This is a genomic window from Cobetia sp. PDI-23MA (assembly GCF_059507735.1).
Genome location: NZ_CM183352.1, coordinates 3,630,665 through 3,647,294, shown reverse-complemented (window position 1 = coordinate 3,647,294; position 16,630 = coordinate 3,630,665). Strand labels below are relative to the sequence as shown.

General features: G+C 63.8%; 15 protein-coding genes. 10 read left to right on the top strand and 5 right to left on the bottom strand.

What is annotated here, in order from left to right:
- The first annotated feature begins 22 nt into the window (after positions 1 to 22).
- From lysS to AC5WNJ_RS15455, 5 genes are all read left to right on the top strand, one after another.
- Positions 23 to 1,561: a lysine--tRNA ligase gene (lysS, locus tag AC5WNJ_RS15475; RefSeq protein WP_176678082.1), complete on the top strand. Its 1,539-nt coding sequence runs from the start codon at positions 23 to 25 to the stop codon at positions 1,559 to 1,561.
- A 367-nt stretch (positions 1,562 to 1,928) separates the two neighbouring features.
- Positions 1,929 to 2,312: a hypothetical protein gene (locus AC5WNJ_RS15470; protein WP_253064210.1), complete on the top strand. Its 384-nt coding sequence runs from the start codon at positions 1,929 to 1,931 to the stop codon at positions 2,310 to 2,312.
- A gap of 205 nt (positions 2,313 to 2,517) precedes the next feature.
- A complete protein-coding gene (locus tag AC5WNJ_RS15465; RefSeq protein WP_043336297.1) occupies positions 2,518 to 2,829 on the top strand; it encodes a BolA family protein in 312 nt (103 codons plus the stop codon).
- Between the two features lie 2 nt (positions 2,830 to 2,831).
- A complete protein-coding gene (locus tag AC5WNJ_RS15460; RefSeq protein ID WP_495930134.1) occupies positions 2,832 to 3,803 on the top strand; it encodes a hypothetical protein in 972 nt (323 codons plus the stop codon).
- On the top strand, positions 3,800 to 4,318 hold the full coding sequence (locus AC5WNJ_RS15455; protein ID WP_495930133.1) for a GNAT family N-acetyltransferase: 519 nt from the start codon (positions 3,800 to 3,802) through the stop codon (positions 4,316 to 4,318). Before AC5WNJ_RS15460 ends, AC5WNJ_RS15455 begins: the two co-directional genes overlap by 4 nt.
- 154 nt (positions 4,319 to 4,472) lie before the next feature.
- On the opposite strand, the gene zapB is transcribed toward AC5WNJ_RS15455, so the two are convergent.
- Together zapB and rsmD are read right to left on the bottom strand one after the other, a co-directional pair.
- Complete coding sequence (gene zapB, locus AC5WNJ_RS15450; RefSeq protein ID WP_176678078.1) at positions 4,473 to 4,733, bottom strand: cell division protein ZapB; 261 nt, start codon at positions 4,731 to 4,733, stop codon at positions 4,473 to 4,475.
- 182 nt (positions 4,734 to 4,915) lie between these two features.
- On the bottom strand, positions 4,916 to 5,602 hold the full coding sequence (gene rsmD, locus AC5WNJ_RS15445; RefSeq protein ID WP_253064202.1) for a 16S rRNA (guanine(966)-N(2))-methyltransferase RsmD: 687 nt from the start codon (positions 5,600 to 5,602) through the stop codon (positions 4,916 to 4,918).
- Positions 5,603 to 6,008: 406 nt separating this feature from the next.
- Here rsmD and ftsY point away from each other — a divergent pair, with 406 nt between their 5' ends.
- The 5 genes from ftsY to AC5WNJ_RS15420 all read left to right on the top strand — a co-directional run bounded on the left by ftsY (position 6,009) and on the right by AC5WNJ_RS15420 (position 13,108).
- Positions 6,009 to 7,409 (top strand): signal recognition particle-docking protein FtsY, encoded by a 1,401-nt coding sequence (gene ftsY, locus AC5WNJ_RS15440; protein ID WP_495931064.1) that lies wholly within the window; start codon positions 6,009 to 6,011, stop codon positions 7,407 to 7,409.
- Entirely contained in the window at positions 7,406 to 8,074 is a 669-nt protein-coding gene (gene ftsE / locus AC5WNJ_RS15435) for a cell division ATP-binding protein FtsE (RefSeq protein WP_495930132.1), read from the top strand. The genes ftsY and ftsE overlap by 4 nt, the downstream gene beginning before the upstream one ends.
- Complete coding sequence (gene ftsX, locus AC5WNJ_RS15430) at positions 8,071 to 9,150, top strand: permease-like cell division protein FtsX (RefSeq protein WP_495930131.1); 1,080 nt, start codon at positions 8,071 to 8,073, stop codon at positions 9,148 to 9,150. Before ftsE ends, ftsX begins: the two co-directional genes overlap by 4 nt.
- 258 nt (positions 9,151 to 9,408) lie before the next feature.
- Complete coding sequence (rpoH, locus tag AC5WNJ_RS15425) at positions 9,409 to 10,284, top strand: RNA polymerase sigma factor RpoH (protein WP_253064197.1); 876 nt, start codon at positions 9,409 to 9,411, stop codon at positions 10,282 to 10,284.
- 265 nt (positions 10,285 to 10,549) lie between these two features.
- Positions 10,550 to 13,108, top strand: coding sequence for a putative bifunctional diguanylate cyclase/phosphodiesterase (locus tag AC5WNJ_RS15420; protein WP_495930130.1), 2,559 nt, complete (start codon positions 10,550 to 10,552; stop codon positions 13,106 to 13,108).
- A 155-nt stretch (positions 13,109 to 13,263) separates the two neighbouring features.
- On the opposite strand, the gene slmA is transcribed toward AC5WNJ_RS15420, so the two are convergent.
- The 3 genes from slmA to AC5WNJ_RS15405 all read right to left on the bottom strand — a co-directional run bounded on the left by slmA (position 13,264) and on the right by AC5WNJ_RS15405 (position 16,524).
- Positions 13,264 to 13,881 (bottom strand): nucleoid occlusion factor SlmA, encoded by a 618-nt coding sequence (gene slmA / locus AC5WNJ_RS15415; RefSeq protein WP_176678072.1) that lies wholly within the window; start codon positions 13,879 to 13,881, stop codon positions 13,264 to 13,266.
- Positions 13,882 to 13,993: 112 nt separating this feature from the next.
- Positions 13,994 to 14,911, bottom strand: coding sequence for an acetylglutamate kinase (argB, locus tag AC5WNJ_RS15410; RefSeq protein ID WP_495930129.1), 918 nt, complete (start codon positions 14,909 to 14,911; stop codon positions 13,994 to 13,996).
- Between the two features lie 230 nt (positions 14,912 to 15,141).
- Positions 15,142 to 16,524, bottom strand: coding sequence for a phosphomannomutase/phosphoglucomutase (locus AC5WNJ_RS15405; protein WP_253064195.1), 1,383 nt, complete (start codon positions 16,522 to 16,524; stop codon positions 15,142 to 15,144).
- Between the last annotated feature and the right edge of the window lie 106 nt (positions 16,525 to 16,630).

The following is a 16,630-nucleotide window of genomic DNA, read 5'->3' as shown; positions in this document are numbered from 1 at the left end:
TTGACACGAGACAGGCCCCTCCATGTCGACAGAGCAGACCCCCGCCATTGATGAGCAGCAGGCCGCCGAACAGGCTCAGGAAGAGAACCGTCTGATCGCCGAACGTCGCGCCAAGCTGAACGCCCGCCGCGAGCAGGCCGCCGCCGAAGGCAAGAGTGCCTTTCCGAATGATTTCCGTCGTGACAGCCTCGCCGCTGACCTGATGGAAGAGCTGGGCGAGAAGGACAAGGCCGAGCTGGAGACGTTGGACCGCAAGGCCGCCGTCGCCGGGCGTATCATGCGCAAACGTGGCCCCTTCATCGTGCTGCAGGAAGTCTCCGGCCAGATTCAGCTCTACGTCGACAAGAAGGGCCTGCCGGAAGCGCTGCTCGAGGACATCAAGAGCTGGGATATCGGTGACATCGTCGGTGCCAGTGGCCCGGTGCACAAATCCGGCAAGGGCGATCTGTACGTCATGATCGAAAGCGCCCAGCTGATGACCAAGAACCTGCGTCCGCTGCCGGACAAGTTCCACGGTCTGTCCGATCAGGAAATGCGCTATCGCCAGCGTTATGTCGACCTGATCATGAACGAGCAGTCACGCCGTACCTTCGCTCTGCGTGCCGGCATCGTCGCCTCCATCCGTCGCTTCCTCAGCGATCGCGGCTTCATGGAAGTCGAGACGCCGATGCTGCAGCAGATCCCGGGTGGCGCGACCGCACGCCCATTCATCACGCACCACAATGCGCTGGACATGGAAATGTACCTGCGCATCGCGCCGGAGCTGTACCTCAAGCGTCTGGTGGTGGGTGGCTTCGAGCGCGTGTTCGAGATCAACCGCAACTTCCGCAACGAAGGGCTGTCGACGCGTCACAACCCCGAGTTCACCATGCTCGAGTTCTACTGGGCCTACGCCGACTACCGTGACCTGATCGCGCTCACCGAAGACATGATCCGCACCGCGGCCCAGGAAGTGCTCGGCACCACGCAGATCACCTGTCAGGGCAGCGAGTACGACCTGAGCCAGCCGTTCATCCAGATGACCATGCGCGAGTCGATCATCAAGTACGGCGATGGCATCACCGAAGCTGATCTGGCAGATTACGACGCCGCCCGCGCCACGGCGGAGCGTCTGGGTATCCAGGTCAAGCCGATCTGGGGGCTGGGCAAGCTCGAGACCGAGATCTTCGAGGAAGTCGCCGAGCACCGCCTCGACCAGCCGACCTTCATCACCGAATATCCGGCCGAAGTCAGCCCGCTGGCGCGTCGCAACGATGCCAACCCGCACGTGACCGATCGCTTCGAGTTCTTCGTCGGTGGCCGCGAGATCGCCAATGGCTTCTCGGAGCTCAACGACGCCGAAGATCAGGCCGAGCGTTTCCAGGCCCAGGTGGCCGAGAAGGACGCCGGTGATGACGAAGCCATGTTCTACGACGCCGACTACGTGCGCGCGCTGGAATACGGTATGCCGCCGACCGCCGGTGAAGGCATCGGCATCGACCGTCTGGTGATGCTGCTGACCGACAGCGCCTCCATCCGCGACGTGCTGCTGTTCCCGGCGATGCGTCCGCTGCAGGGCTGAGCAGCAGGCCACCAGCCCCGCATGATGTGTCGGCGTGACGCGCCATCGTGACGGGCCACGCTGAGGGCACCCACAACGCCTCCGATCCCTGATCGGGGGCGTTGTGGTCTCTGCCTCACACGAATGGCTGATGGCGAGTGCCTCGCGGGGCATGATAGGTGCCGATGAGGCAAGGTGGCGCTTGGCTTTGTTGCCCGCGAGCGGCCATAATGGTCGGCGTCCAGTCTGCTGGCGCCCTGGTACTGCCAGGGTGACGCGCTGGACACCTCGAGGCTCACCCGCATCGCGTGCCTGCTTCATGAGCGGCGCTGCCATCCACGGTGTGTCCTGTCTCGGAATTGTCCCTGAATGTCCTGGAGAGTGCAGAATGAAGCTGCTTAACCGTTCCGCCCTGAGCGTCAAGCCGACCCAGGCGTTTGTCGACTGGATCAACTCGCTGGAATCCGAAGGCGAGGGAGGCGAGGATCTGGCGCTGGAGGATGTCAATCAGGAGAGCACCGTCTACCTGATTCCCGAGATGGACACACGTGAGGCACTGGATGGCTTCGTCACCGAGCGCTGGCTGGACGTGCTGGAAAGCGAGCTGCGTGCCTGGGAAGAAGACACCCGCCATTGGCCGGAGCCGATGGACAAGGCACTCTTCGAGCGCTTCCTGACCGTCGAGCACAGCTATCTGGCGGTCGACCTGGACGACGAGGCACCGCTGGAAGTCAGCGAAGTCGATGACGAGTTGTTGGCCGATCTTGACTGACTCTTCGGCATGATGGCCGCCGTCGCCGCACTTTCCGCAAGCGCTGTCAGCGAGCGCCGTCAGCAATGACTGTCAGTGATGGCGACAGACGCTACAATGGCCTCGGGCAAAATGCCCGAGGCCATTTGCGTTGTGACGATCGCATCGTCACCCTCAATTTTCCGCATGCCCGTCGTGCGGCTTCCCCCCTTCAAGGAGATTGCGCATGAGCATCCAGACCCAGATAGACACCAAGCTCGCGACGCTTGACCCGTTGATGGTCGAAGTCGTCAACGAGAGCCATATGCATAGCGTGCCGGCCAACTCCGAGACCCACTTCAAGGTGACCCTGGTCAGCGATCGCTTCAGCGGCCTGTCGCGGGTCAAGCGTCACCAGCAGCTGTATGCCTTGCTCAGCGAAGAGCTGGATGGCCCGGTACATGCACTGGCACTGCACCTGTACACCGCGCAGGAGTGGGCGGCACGCGGCGGCGAGATTCCGGACTCCCCCAACTGTCTGGGCGGCGGCAAGCACTGACCATGACCCCTGAACCGCAACGCCTGCAATATCTGGACGCGATGGGACTGACCGCCTGGGTCGGTCGCTATCAGCTGCCCAATGCCTTGCCCACCCAGGCGTGTGACTGGCCCGAGCCGCAAGCGGCGGAGGCGGTCGCGCCCCAGGCGCGCCTGCACGCGCTGATCGATGAGGCGCCGCGCCCGCCTGCTGCCCACCAGACCGCGGATGCCAGCCATGGCTCCTCTGCTCAGGGTGGCGGCATGGCCGGCAGCGCTTCACCACGCCCGGCAGGGCCTTCTCCGGCCTCGAGTGCACGCGCCTTGCTGGGCATGGCGCCGGCGGCGGTCGAAGCCCCCGCTGCGGCTGCCTCGCCGACGCCCGGCGCTGCCGAGACCAGCAGCACCGCCTCGTGGGGGACGCCGCCGACGCAGGTCACGGCAGAGGCTCCAGCAGCAGATGAGGCAGTGACACCGCCCGCGGCAGACAAGCCGCCACTGCGCTTCAGCGTTCAGCTGGCGGCGCTGGAAGGACGCTGGTTGATCCTGCTGCCCGGTGACGAGGCACCGCATCTGGAAGGGGAAGCCTTGCTCAAGGCGTTGTGGCGCGCCGCCGGTATTGAGACGGCATCAGGGCTCACCTTCAGCCACTTCCGCTGGCCGCTGTTGCCCAACCTCAAGGCCAGTGCGCCACTTGAGGAAGCCCGCGAAGGGTTGCATGCCTTCCTGAGTGGCCCGGCGCGTCGTGGTTGGCAGCCGGAGAGGCTGTTGATCTTCGGTAGTGATGAGGCAAGCCAGACGCTGCACGAGGTGCTTGGCATCACCGCTTCCGAGCGCGGCGAGGCGACCTCCAGTCTGCTGAATCTGCCGGTCTGGCAGGGGCCGGCGTTGTCGGCGCTGGCGCGCTCCAGTGAGGCCAAGCGCAAACTGTGGCCGCTGTTGATCCGCTGGGGACGCGAGTGGCAGGCGGCATCGCCGCAGATGGACGCCTCATGAGAGGGTCAGTTTCCCGGCGTCTCGAGCTGCGTGAGCTGGCCGATGATCAAGCGACTCTGACGGCGCTTGAGGCCATCGAGGCCAGCCAGGCACATGGCCTGAGCCAGTCACAGCTGATCGATGTGCTCAACGATGACGCGCGCTGCGTGCTGGGCGCCCGGTGGCAGGCCTGTGAGCCGTCGGACGATGAGACCTCGACTGCAGAGCTGATCGGCTTCGTGGTGCTGGCGCGCGGGCCCTTCGAGGCCGAGATCGAGGCGATCACCGTACACGCCGCGCAGCGCGGGCAGGGCGTCGGCGCACGCCTTTTGGCCGCCGCCATCGCGCGGGCGCGTGACTGGCAGCGTGACTCGGGGCTTGAGCGCCTGCTGCTGGAGGTGCGCGCCAGCAATGCCGCCGCCGCAGCCCTCTATGCGAAGGCCGGTTTCACTCGGGATGGAGTGCGCAAGGGCTACTACCCGCTGGCGGAGGGTGGGCGTGAGGATGCCTGGCTCATGTCGCTGCCGCTGACGTGAAAGCCCGCCGACACGAAAACGCCGCCGACAGTCTCCTGTCGGCGGCGTTTTCATGAGGCCCTGTTCATGAACTCTTGTTCAAGCGCTCCTGTTCAAGAGTCATTGATCAAGAATGCATGTTCACGTGGGCCTGCGCTCAGGCCGCGCAGGGGCGTCAGGCGCTCTGGGTTTCGCTCTCGGTCTCGCTGAAGCGTGCGATCAGTCCTTCCAGACGGCTCGCCCACTGGTCACGCTCTTCCTGCAGGCGAGCATTGGCCTGACGCAGTTGTTCCAGTTCTTCGCCCTGGCTGCCCTTGGTTTCGGTCAGGCGCTGGTTCTCTTCCTTCAGCTCTTCGACTTCCATCTTCAGCATCTCGATGCTGTCGATGGCCTGGCCGACTTTCTGCTCAAGTTGGGTAAAGAGTTCGGTGCTCATGCTATCTCCTTGTCGAGTCACGATCGTGGCCCGAGGGGGTTCGTTGAGGGCGGTAAAGGTATGCGGTAAATGCTGGTGCGATGAATATCGGCCATGTCGGGAATCCTTGCCGGATGGCGCAGCGATACCCGCCTGCAGGCAGACTACGACGCCGCCTGAGTCGACACAAGTGGGAAGGTGGCTCAGGCGGGCGGATGGCGCCGATACAGGCGGCCATGACTGTCGCCGGCACGGCTTTCCCTATGCAGCTGCCAGTTGGCAGGTACCACGGGGTCGAGGCCGGATTCCACTTCCAGATAGATCATGGCGTCATCGCTCAGCCAGCCATGCGCTTCGAGCAGTGCGCAGCTCGCGGCGGCCAGCTCGAGCCGGAAGGGCGGATCGAGCAGCACCAGATCCATGCCGCCCGCGGCGGGAGTGGCCGTCTCGAGCCAGTGCAGGACATCGCCGGTCACCACCTGTGTTGGCAGGCTGTCACCGTTGGCGAGGGTCGCGAGATTGGCTTCGAGCGCACGCGCGACGCGGCTGTCGCGTTCCACGAAGGTGACATGCGCCGCCTCACGCGACAGCGCCTCGAGGCCCAGCGCGCCGCTGCCGGCATAGAGGTCAAGTACGCGGGCGCCGCCGACATGAAAGCCCAGCCAGTTGTAGAGCGTCTCACGCACGCGGTCGGGCGTCGGGCGCAGGCCCGGTGCGTCGATCACGTTGAGCAGGCGGCGCTTGAAGCGTCCGCCGATGATGCGCAGGCGACCTGGCCCGCCGGCGGCCTGGCCACGCTTGCCGCTCTGCTTGCCGTGCTGCTTGTCAGCGCGCGAGGGCGCGTTGGATTTGCCCCGTGCGGGGCCTTGGGAGGATGCGCGTTTTTTCATGCCGCGAGTCTAGCATGTGCGACGCCGGATGCCGCGCGGTGCGTACCTTCAGCCCCGAAGGGATGGTAGGATGACGCCACTTTCACGAGTTCAGGACTGTCTCGCCATGTTCGGTTTTTTCAAGCGCAAGAAACACAAGGCTCAGGAGCAGAAAGCCTCCGAGCAGCAGGCCCTCGAGCAACAGGCTCTTGAACAGACACAAGACGCCACGCCCCACGAGCCAGCCGATGCCGAGCAGGCAGCGCGGCTCGAGGCCGAGAAGGTAGAGGCAGAGCGCCTTGCCGGTGAAGAGGCGGCTCGGGCCGAGGCTCAGAAGCTCGAAGATCAGAAGGCCGAAGCTGAAGCCGAGCGCCGCGCCTCTGAGCAGGCGGCTGCCGACCAGGCCGCCAAGGCCGAAGCCGAGCGCATCGCGCAGGAACAGGCCGCTCAGGAACAGGCCGCCCGAGACGAAGCGGAGCGTATCTCCCAAGAGCAGGCCGCTGCAGAACGCGTCGCCGCTGAACAGGCCGCCCGGGAAGAGGCGGAACGTCTGGCTGCCGAGCAGGCCGCCCAGGCAGAGGCCGAGCGCATCGCTGCCGAACAGGCCGCTCAGGCCCGTGCGGAAGAAGCCGCCAGTGAAGCGCGTGCCGAAGAGGCGCGTATCGCGGCTCGCGAGGAAGAAGAGCGTCAGGCCGCCGCGCAGCTGGCCGCCATCGAGGCCGAAGAGCAGGCCGCGCTGGAACAGGCTCGCCAGGAAGAAGAAGCACGTGCCGTCGAGGCTGCCGCCGCTGGCGCAGACGCCGTGGTCGAGGACGACAAGGCGCGTGACACGGCCCGCGACGGACGCGAAAAGCCACGTCGTGGCTTCTTCGCGCGCATCAAGGCCGGTCTTGGCAAGACACGCGCCAATCTGACCGAGGGCGTCGCCAGCCTGTTCCTCGGCAAGAAGCAGATCGATGATGAGTTGATGGAAGACCTCGAGACCCAGCTGCTGATGGCAGACGTGGGCATCGAGGCGACCACCGAGATCATCGACAACCTGACCGCGCGTATCTCGCGCAAGGAATTGAAGGAGCCGCAGGCGCTCTACGAAGCGCTGCAGGAAGAGCTGCGCGTGATGCTGGCGCCGGTCGCCAAGGACCTGGAGCTGCCGGCCAAGGGCAGCGGTCCCTTCGTGATCCTGATGATCGGCGTCAACGGCGTCGGCAAGACTACCACCATCGGCAAGCTGGCCAAGCGCTATCAGAGCCAGGGGCGCAGCGTGATGCTGGCGGCGGGCGATACCTTCCGTGCCGCGGCGGTGGAGCAGCTCAAGGTCTGGGGCGAGCGCAACAAGGTGCCGGTCATCGCTCAGCATACCGGTGCCGACAGTGCCTCGGTCATCTATGACGCCCTGGAAGCCGCCAAGGCGCGTAACGTCGATATCCTGATCGCCGATACCGCGGGCCGCCTGCACAACAAGGGCCATCTGATGGAAGAGCTCAAGAAGGTGCAGCGCGTGATGGCCAAGCTGGATGTGTCCGCGCCCCACGAGGTGATGCTGGTGCTGGATGCCGGTACCGGCCAGAACGCGCTGTCACAGGCCTCTACCTTCCATGAAGCAGTCAACATCACGGGCCTGACGCTGACCAAGCTGGATGGGACCGCCAAGGGCGGCATCATCTTCGCGTTGGCCAAGCAGCTCAATCTGCCGATCCGCTATATCGGTGTCGGGGAAGGTGTTGATGACCTGCGTCCCTTCGCGGCTGATGACTTCGTCAGTGCCCTGTTTGCACGCGCTGGCGATGAGGCAAGCGAAGAGGCCAACGCCGAGTCGCGCGAGGCATGATTGCCTTCGAGCATGTCGGCAAGCGCTATGGAGGGCGCTTCGATGCACTGGCCGGGCTCGACTTCAGGGTCGAGCGTGGCGAGATGGTCTTTCTGACAGGCCATTCCGGTGCCGGCAAGAGCTCGTTGCTCAAGCTGATCATGCTCCTCGAGCGCCCCTCGCGTGGGCGCATTCTGGTGGCGGGGCACGATATCGGGCGGCTGCATACCTCCCAGGTGCCATATTACCGCCGCCAGATCGGCGTGGTCTTCCAGGACCACCAGCTGCTGAGTGACCGCAACATCTTCCACAACGTGGCCCTGCCGCTGATGATCCAGGGGGTCCCGCCGCGTGAACAGGCGCGGCGGGTGCGAGCGGCGCTCGACAAGGTCGGTCTGCTGCATCGTGAGAAGGCGCTGCCGATCGAGCTGTCCGGTGGTGAGCAGCAGCGGGTCGGCATCGCGCGTGCCGTGGTCAACAAGCCCGCGCTGCTGCTGGCCGATGAACCGACCGGCAATCTGGACCCGGCACTGTCCGCCGACATCATGCGTCTGTTCGAGGACTTCAATCGCATCGGTACCACGGTGATGATTGCCAGTCACGATCTGGCGCTGATCGCCCGCCTGCACCATCGCACGCTGGAGCTGTCCGATGGTCGTCTGATCGCCGACAAGGATGCCCGATGAGTCCCCCGCGTTCCCGCAACGATTCTCCTTCTTCACGCGAGCGTGGCCAGTCCCGCGCCGAGACGCGTACCCGCAAGGCCGCCGCGCAGGCACCTGAATCACCGGAGGCCACCGAGCGTGCTGCGCGCAAGGGGGCGCGCTCCAGTCGTGTCTCGGTCGAGAGCCGCTACCGCAGCTGGCTGCGTCATCACGCTGCCATGGCGCGCGACAGCGCACGCCGCCTGCTGGTCGCGCCCATCGCCAGCCTGCTGACCATGCTGGCCATCGCCATCGCACTGACGTTGCCGGCGGCGCTGTGGCTGGCACTGGACAGCGCGCGCCTGCTCGACAATGAACTCAATGACAGCGCTCAGCTCACCCTCTATCTTGAAACCTCGGTCGATGAGAGCCAGGCGCTGACGCTGTCGGACTCGCTGCGCGACGCTGCCGGTGTCGGAGGAGTGCGTCTGATCACCGCCGCCGAGGGCATGCAGGAGTTCGCCCAGGCGCTGGACCTCAAGCGCTCACTGAGCCTGCTGGATGACAACCCCTTGCCGGCCAGCATCGTCATCACGCCGCTGGACACCATGCCGGAGTCTGTGCGTGCTCTGGCCACGCGTCTCGAAGGCGAGCCGGGTGTCGCCAGCGCACGCCTGGATCTGGCCTGGCTCGAGCGTCTGCGCCAATTGGGTGAGCTGGGTCAGAAAGTGACGCTGGGTCTCGCGTTACTCTTCGGGCTGGGCGTATTGCTGGTGGTGGGCAATACCATCCGCCTGTCCGTGGAGAGTCGCCGCCAGGAGATCGAGGTCGTGACGCTGATCGGGGCGACCCACGCCTTCGTGCGGCGTCCCTTCCTCTACAGCGGTGCCTGGTACGGTCTGGGAGGGGGGCTGCTGGCCTGCGGGATCCTGGCGCTTGGCGGCAACTGGCTGGCGGCACCCGTGACGGCCCTTGTACAAAGTTATGGCGGCAACTATGTGTTGCCCGCGCTGGGCATTGCAGGGGGTGCCACGCTGCTGTTTTCGAGTACAATATTGGGCTGGATAGGGGCCTGGATCGCGGTCGGACGTCATCTGGCGAGTATTTCTCCGCGCTGATTCCGATTGTTTTTCGCGGTTTTCAGCCAGTACTTCTGCCCAGGAAGGTCAACAGTTACGTTCTGATAACATTCACGTCGGGCGTCAGTGAAGGGGGCTGGTGGGTGGTTAAACGCACCACACACCCGACAGCGTTACGAAGTGCTACTCGTCATGACAATTGTACACGCCATGTACAGCTATTGACGGGAACCTGTCCCAACCTTCACAGTCTCACTACTTGCATGCGTGTTAGGCAACCATGGAGACATCTGCACTATGAGCACCAGTCTTCAGCCACTTGGCCACCTGTCACCGGGTCAAGATCTAAACGGCTATATTCAGTCGGTGAACCGTATCGCTGTGCTTACTGCCGAAGAAGAGCATGAGCTGGCCCTGCGGTTGCATGAAGAGAATCATCTGGAGTCGGCCCGTCGACTCGTCATGTCGCACCTGCGCTTCGTCGTGCATATCGCGCGCAGCTACAGCGGCTATGGCTTGCAGCAGGCGGACCTGATCCAGGAAGGTAACGTCGGCCTGATGAAGGCGGTCAAGCGTTTCGACCCGCATCAGGGCGTACGCCTCGTCTCCTTTGCCGTGCATTGGATCAAGGCTGAGATTCACGAATTCGTGTTGCGCAACTGGCGCATCGTGAAGGTCGCGACCACCAAGGCTCAGCGCAAGCTGTTCTTCAACCTGCGTGGCGCCAAGAAGCGCCTTGCCTGGTTGAACAACGATGAAGTGGATGCCATCGCGGGTGATCTGGATGTCAAACCTGCCGTGGTGCGTGAGATGGAAAGCCGTCTCTCCGCCCACGATGCAGGCTTCGACGCCGGCCCCAGCGACGACGAGAGCTCTGCCTATCAGGCGCCGGTCAACTATCTGGAAGATCACAGCCTCGATCCGGCTGCCCAGGTGGAACAACAGGATCTGGAAGACGACTCCCACGGTCGTCTGCTCAAGGCGCTGGCGGCACTGGATGAGCGCTCACGCGACATCCTCCAGCAGCGTTGGCTGAGCGACAACAAGTCGACTCTGCACGAGCTTGCTGACATCTATGGCGTCTCTGCCGAGCGTATCCGTCAGCTCGAGAAGAACGCGATGAAGAAGCTGCGTGAATCGATGGGTGACATGAGCGAAGGCTTCGCTGCCTGAGCTTTATGACCCCATGACATGAGCCCGCGATTTTCAGGCTCGCTGTCACGTGAAAAGCCCCGCCGGGTTTCCCGGCGGGGCTTTTCGTTGAGGGAGAGTGGATCGCGAGGCATCCGTCGTTATTGGTTGAACAGTGCAACATAATGTTTCATTCTGTCACACTAAGTCATGAAGCATTTCTACTGGTGGCCCTGTGGACCCGATTTCCTCGCACGTCAATAGCACACATTCGCTGTGGCGAATCTTTGGGCTCAATGCGGCCTTGATGGTGGTATTGGGTGGCCTGTTTCTGGCCAGCCAATGGTTTGACGTGCGTGAACAGGAAATGCGCCGCTTGGAGCTGCTGGATACCCAACTGCATATCTCCACCGAGCAGCTGATCGCCAATGTCTCGCGCGAGATGATGGTGCTGGAGCGCGTGTTGAGCAGCGAAGGCAAGGAGCTATGGCGTGGCTCGCTGGATAGCGCGCTGGGCCGTCATCCCTCTCTGGTCTCGCTGATGGTGGTGCCGTTTGCCGATTACCGCGGCAGCAGCCTGCGTCAGATCGGCGTGGGGCGCAGTTGCAGCTGGCAGCTGACCCAGCCGGAAGCCCAGGCGCTGCCCGGGCGCAGCAGCCTGCTGTTCGGCTCCGCACTGCCGCTGGCATCCGGTCAGCCGGGCTTGCCGTTCTACCGTCACATGGATATCGAAGGCATGTCTTGGCTGCTGATCGGCTGCCTGGATTTCTCCGAGTCACGTAGTCTGCTGGCCAACCCGAATTCCGATGATGGGCAGCGCCTGCGCCTGTTCTCCACCAACGGTCTGCTGCTGTTCTCGAGCCCCCAGGAGCATGCGCTGGGCGTGACCGGCAAGCTGCCGTTGTCCTCGATGGCCAACATGGGTAAGTACATCTCCGAACGTGGTGTGCGTCGCTACCATGTGCCGGGCTTCGACGGCCGGCCGCGCATGGCGGCGGGCAGCTTTATCGCACCGCTCAAGCTGTTCAGCGTCGTGAGTCAGCCGATCTCCAGCCTGTGGTGGCTGTGGTGGAATCGTATCTGGTTCGGCATGCTGCTCGGCGGCATCTTCTTGGTCGTGCTGGTGGTCATGGTGGCGCGTGCCGAGCGCAAGCGCGCTGAGCGCCACGATGAGCTTGAGGGCGCGCTCGAGTCGATGACGGCGCGTTCTCGCACTCTGGTGACGTTGATGGATAACCTGCCGGGCGTGGTATATCGCATCGAGGTCAATACTGGAGTGCTGACCTTCATCAGCAACGGCTCGGCCGAGCTGTTCGGTCGCTCGGCCGAATCACTGGTCGGCGCCGGCATCACCCTGACCGAGCTGATCCATCAGGAAGACCGTCAGTCCGTCAGCGCCGCCCGCCACTGGGCGATGTGCGCGCAGATGCGCCATGAGCAGGTCTTCCGCATCATCGCCGACCATGAGCGTTGGGTGCTGGACCGCAGCGTGATGATCGATAGCGAGGATGGCGTGCGCTACTGGGAAGGCCTGCTGCTGGATATCAGTGCGCACAAGGAATCCGAGCGTCAGCTCGATTTTCTGGCGCGCCATGATGCCCTGACGGGGCTCTATAACCGCAAGGCCTTCATGGCAGCGGCCGACGAGCGCGTCACGGCGGGTGGCTTGATGATCTACGCCGATATCGACCGTTTCTCGACCGTCAACGATGGCCTGGGCCATGAAGCGGGTGACCAGCTGCTGGTCGCGGTTGGCGAGCGTCTGCGTCGTCTGCTGCCACCGGGCGGTCTGGTGGCGCGCCTGGGGGCCGATGAGTTCGGCCTCTACCTGCCGCATGGCAATGATGATCCGGCGCAGGTGGTGGAGGAGATACAGCAGAAGGTCGAGCGTCCCTTCACGATTCTGGGTCGCCCGCTGATCATCAGTCTGACGGCCGGCTATGTTCTGTCCGAGACCAATGGCGATGCCCAGGCGCTGATGCTGAATGCCGATGTGGCGCTCTATCACGCCAAGTCGCGCGGCGATCATGCGCTGTGCTGGGAGTCTTCGCTGGACAAGCATGTCGCGTCGCGCATGACGCTGGAACAGGACCTGCGTCAGGCCATCGGCAGCGAGCAGCTCTATCTGCATTACCAGCCGCAGCTGGATAGCCACGGTGAACTGCAGGGTGTCGAGGCGCTGCTGCGCTGGCAGCATCCGGAGCTGGGCATGATCTCGCCGGCCCAGTTCATTCCGCTGGCCGAGGAGACCGGCCTGATCTTCCGTCTCGGGCGTTTCGTGCTCGAGGAGGCCTGTGCCCAGATGGTGCGCTGGCAGGACGCCGGCCTTCACATGCCGCGCATGGCGGTCAATCTGTCGGCGCGCCAGCTGACCTCGGGCTACGAGAACGAAGTCTTCGGCGTGCTGGAAAGCCAGAAGCTGTCGCCGACGCGGCTGGAAGTCGAGGTGACCGAGACGCTGCTGATCCAGGACATGGAAGGGGGGCTTGCCGTGCTCGGCGCGCTGCGCGAGCTGGGCGTGCGTGTGGCGCTGGATGACTTCGGGCAGGGCTATTCGTCGCTGTCCTATCTGTCATTCCTGCCGCTGGATGTGCTCAAGGTCGACCGCAGCTTCGTGATGAAGATGGATGCGGTCGCCGGCTCTGACGGCGGTATCCGCTGTCCCAATCAGCAGGCTATCCAGCTGGTCGGCGCCGTGATCAGCCTGGGGCACTCGCTGGGCCATGAGATCGTCGCCGAGGGAGTCGAGACGGACGTGCAGTTCGAGGAGCTCAAGCGACTGGGCTGCGACACCTATCAGGGCTACCTGCTGGCGCGGCCGATGTCCGCCGAGGCCATACTGGAGCGCTTCAGCGTCAACGCCTGAGGCGCTGTCCGTGAAGTCCGCCCCCCCCCCACTCCATCCCACCCCACCCGGTGGTGACATGAGAAGGCCTGACCCACCAAAAAGAACGCCCCGCCTGCAATGACTGCAGGCGGGGCGTTCTTTTTGGTGCGGTGCATGCGCGCGGGGCAAGACCCTCAGACGGCAATGCGCTCCTGACTGCTCAGCAGCAGGTCGCGGCTCAGCAGCTGCCACTGGTCTTCCCAGTGCTCGGTCGGGCGCTTGCGATAGTCGCTGCGCACATACTGGGCGATGCGGCCTTCCGCACACGCCATCAGCAGGTTGGCCGCTGCCGTGACGGTGATGGCCGGTCGCAGTCCTTCGCGAGGTTCGGCTTCGCGCAGCACCTGCTTGATCTGCGTCTCGAGACGCTCGAACAGCTGCGCCATGCGCGTGCGCAGGCGTGCCGTCTCGCCGGTGAGGGCATCACCGTTGAGGAGACGACACAGGCCCGGATTCTTCTCGGCAAAGCCCAGCAGCAGGCTCAGGATGTGGTGCACCCTGGCATGCGCGGTGTCGTTGTCCTGAATGATCAGCGCGATACGCTCGAACAGCGTGCTCTCGATGAATTCGATCAGTCCTTCGAACATGCGTGCCTTGCTGGGGAAGTGACGATAGAGCGCCGCCTCCGAGACACCGACCTGTCGTGCCAGTGCTGCAGTCGTGATGCGTTTGCCGCTGTCCTCTTCCAGCATCAGAGCGAGTGCCTGGAGGATCTGTTCGCGACGTGATTGTTTTGGATTCGCCTGCGTCATGGAATCTTGTCGTTTATCGCGGCCTGCAGCAGTGTGCTACGGGCGGGTCCGTGTCCTGAGGCATGTCGCTTGCCTCGCGCGAAACACCGGGGCCGAGCCCCGGCTTGTCACCTTACGCCTTGTCAATGTCTGCTTCCGCGTTGCTGATCAACGTGCCGACCCCGGCATTGGTGAAGATTTCCAGCAGGGTCGCATGTGGCACGCGGCCATCGATGATGTGAGCACTGCGCACGCCTTGCTTCACGGCGTCCAGTGCACAGCTGATCTTGGGCAGCATGCCACCATAGATGGTGCCATCCTCGATCAGGCCATCCACCGCCTCGGTGGTCAGGCCGGTCATGACTTCGCCTTGTGCATTCATCAGGCCAGCCACGTTGGTTAGCAGCATCAATTTCTCCGCGCCCAGTGCCTCGGCGACCTTGCCGGCGACCAGGTCGGCATTGATATTGTAGCTGCGGCCCTCGGCATCGACCCCGATGGGGGCGATGACGGGAATGAAATCGTTGCGTGTCAGTAGTTCGATCAGGTCCGTGGAGACATGCTCGACCTCACCGACATGACCAATGTCGATGATTTCAGAGGCATTCATTCCCGGCGTCTGGCCGCTGACCTTGAGTTGACGGGCGCGAATCTGGCCGCTGTCCTTGCCGGTCAGGCCGATGGCCTTGCCGCCACTCTGGTTGATCAGGTTGACGATGCCCTTGTTGACCAGGCCGCCCAGCACCATCTCGACCACGTCCATGGTCTCGGAGTCCGTGACGCGCATGCCATCGACGAAGCGTGATTCGATGTTCAGCTTCTCGAGCAGTGCGCCGATCTGCGGGCCGCCGCCATGCACGACCACCGGATTGATGCCGACTTCCTTCATCAACACCATGTCGCGAGCGAAGGAGTCGATCAAGGCTTCTTCGGTCATGGCGTTGCCGCCGTACTTGACCACCACGGTCTTGCCCGAGAACTGCTGGATATAGGGCAGGGCTTCGGACAGGACCTCGACCACCTGATGCGGGTCGCGGTTGGCGTGGCTCATCAGCGTATCACTCCACAGAAAATGGTCCGGAAAGAGAGTCCGGACACTGTCACTCGAAACGGTCTTTCAGCACGCGCGGTGCGCGCTGTCATGCAAATCGGTTGCTTCAGACACCTGATGCGCCCGGAGGAGCGGCTGCAGTGCCTGGCAAGGAGAGGGCGGCGATCAAGCGGCAGACCGCCGCCCCGTTGCGACTCATGCCATCCTGTCGATGGCGAGCCAATGCGGGATCAGAACGGTGCCTGAAGGCTCGGCTCGGCCTGCTTGAGCGCAGCGCGGAAGCTGTCCTTGATGCGCTCCAGTGCGGCTTCCGACTTGCCTTCGAAGCGCAGTACCAGCATCGGCGTGGTGTTGGAGGCGCGGCACAGGCCCCAGCCATCGGCGTAGTCGACACGAATGCCGTCCAGCGTGGTCTTGACGCCGTCGCTGCCGAAGTCGCCTTCACTGGCCAGTCGCTCGACGATAGCGAACTTGTTCTCGTCGGTCACTTCCACATTGATCTCGGGGGTGCCGAGGTCCTGCGGGAAACGGGCGAAGAAGGTGTCGGCATCGACATCCTGCTTGGCGAGGATTTCCAGCAGGCGTGCAGCGCCGTAGATGCCGTCATCGAAGCCGAACCAGCGCTCCTTGAAGAAGATGTGGCCGCTCATCTCGCCGGCCAGTGCCGCGCCGGTTTCCTTCATGCGTGCCTTGATCAGCGAGTGGCCGGTGCGCCACATTTCCGGTGTGCCGCCGGCCTTCTCGATCACGGTCGCCAGATTGCCGGTGCACTTGACGTCAAAGATGATGCGCGCGCCCGGCACGCGCTCGATCAGGTCTTCCGACAGCGCCATCATCAGGCGGTCCGGGTAGAGAATCTCGCCCTTGGGCGTCACGACGCCGAGGCGGTCGCCGTCACCATCGAAGGCCAGACCGATGTCCGCGCCGGTTTCCTGCATGGTCTTGATCAGATCCTGCAGGTTTTCCGGCTTGCCCGGGTCCGGGTGGTGATTCGGGAAGTTGCCGTCGATCTCGTCGAACAGCGGCACGGTGTCGACGCCCAGGCGGCGGATCAGCTCCGGGCCCAGCTCGCCGGCCACGCCGTTGCCGCAATCGACCACGGCCTTGAGCGGACGCTTGACGACCACATCACCGGTGATCTGCTCCAGGTAGCGCTCACGCACGTCCTCTTCACGCAGGCTGCCTTCGCCTTGTGCCAGATCGCCTTCCTGCAGGCGACGATAGAGGTCGGTGATGGTGTCGCCGGACAGGGTCTCGCCGGCCAGCACGATCTTCAGGCCGTTGTAGTTGGCCGGGTTGTGGCTGCCGGTCAGCATCACGCCGGAGCGTGTGCCTTCCAGGATATTGGTGGCGTAGTAGAGCACCGGTGTCGGCACCATGCCGATGTCGACGACATCACGGCCGGCATCGCGCAGGCCCGCGATCAGCGCCTTGGACAGGCGCGGGCCGGAGAGACGGCCGTCACGCGCGACCACGACGGTGGATTCACCGCGTGCCGCGGCTTCGCTGCCGATGGATTGGCCGATGGCGCGCACGCCGTCTTCGGTGAGGGTCTCATCCACGATGCCACGGATATCGTAGGCGCGGAAAATTGAAGCGGGTACCTGACTCATGGTGCATCCCTGTCGGTTGAATCAATCGTGAAGTCGCTTGAGGCGTCATGCGTCTCGAACGCTATCGCTGCATGACGATCAGTGTGAAAACCTGCATGGCTTCCTT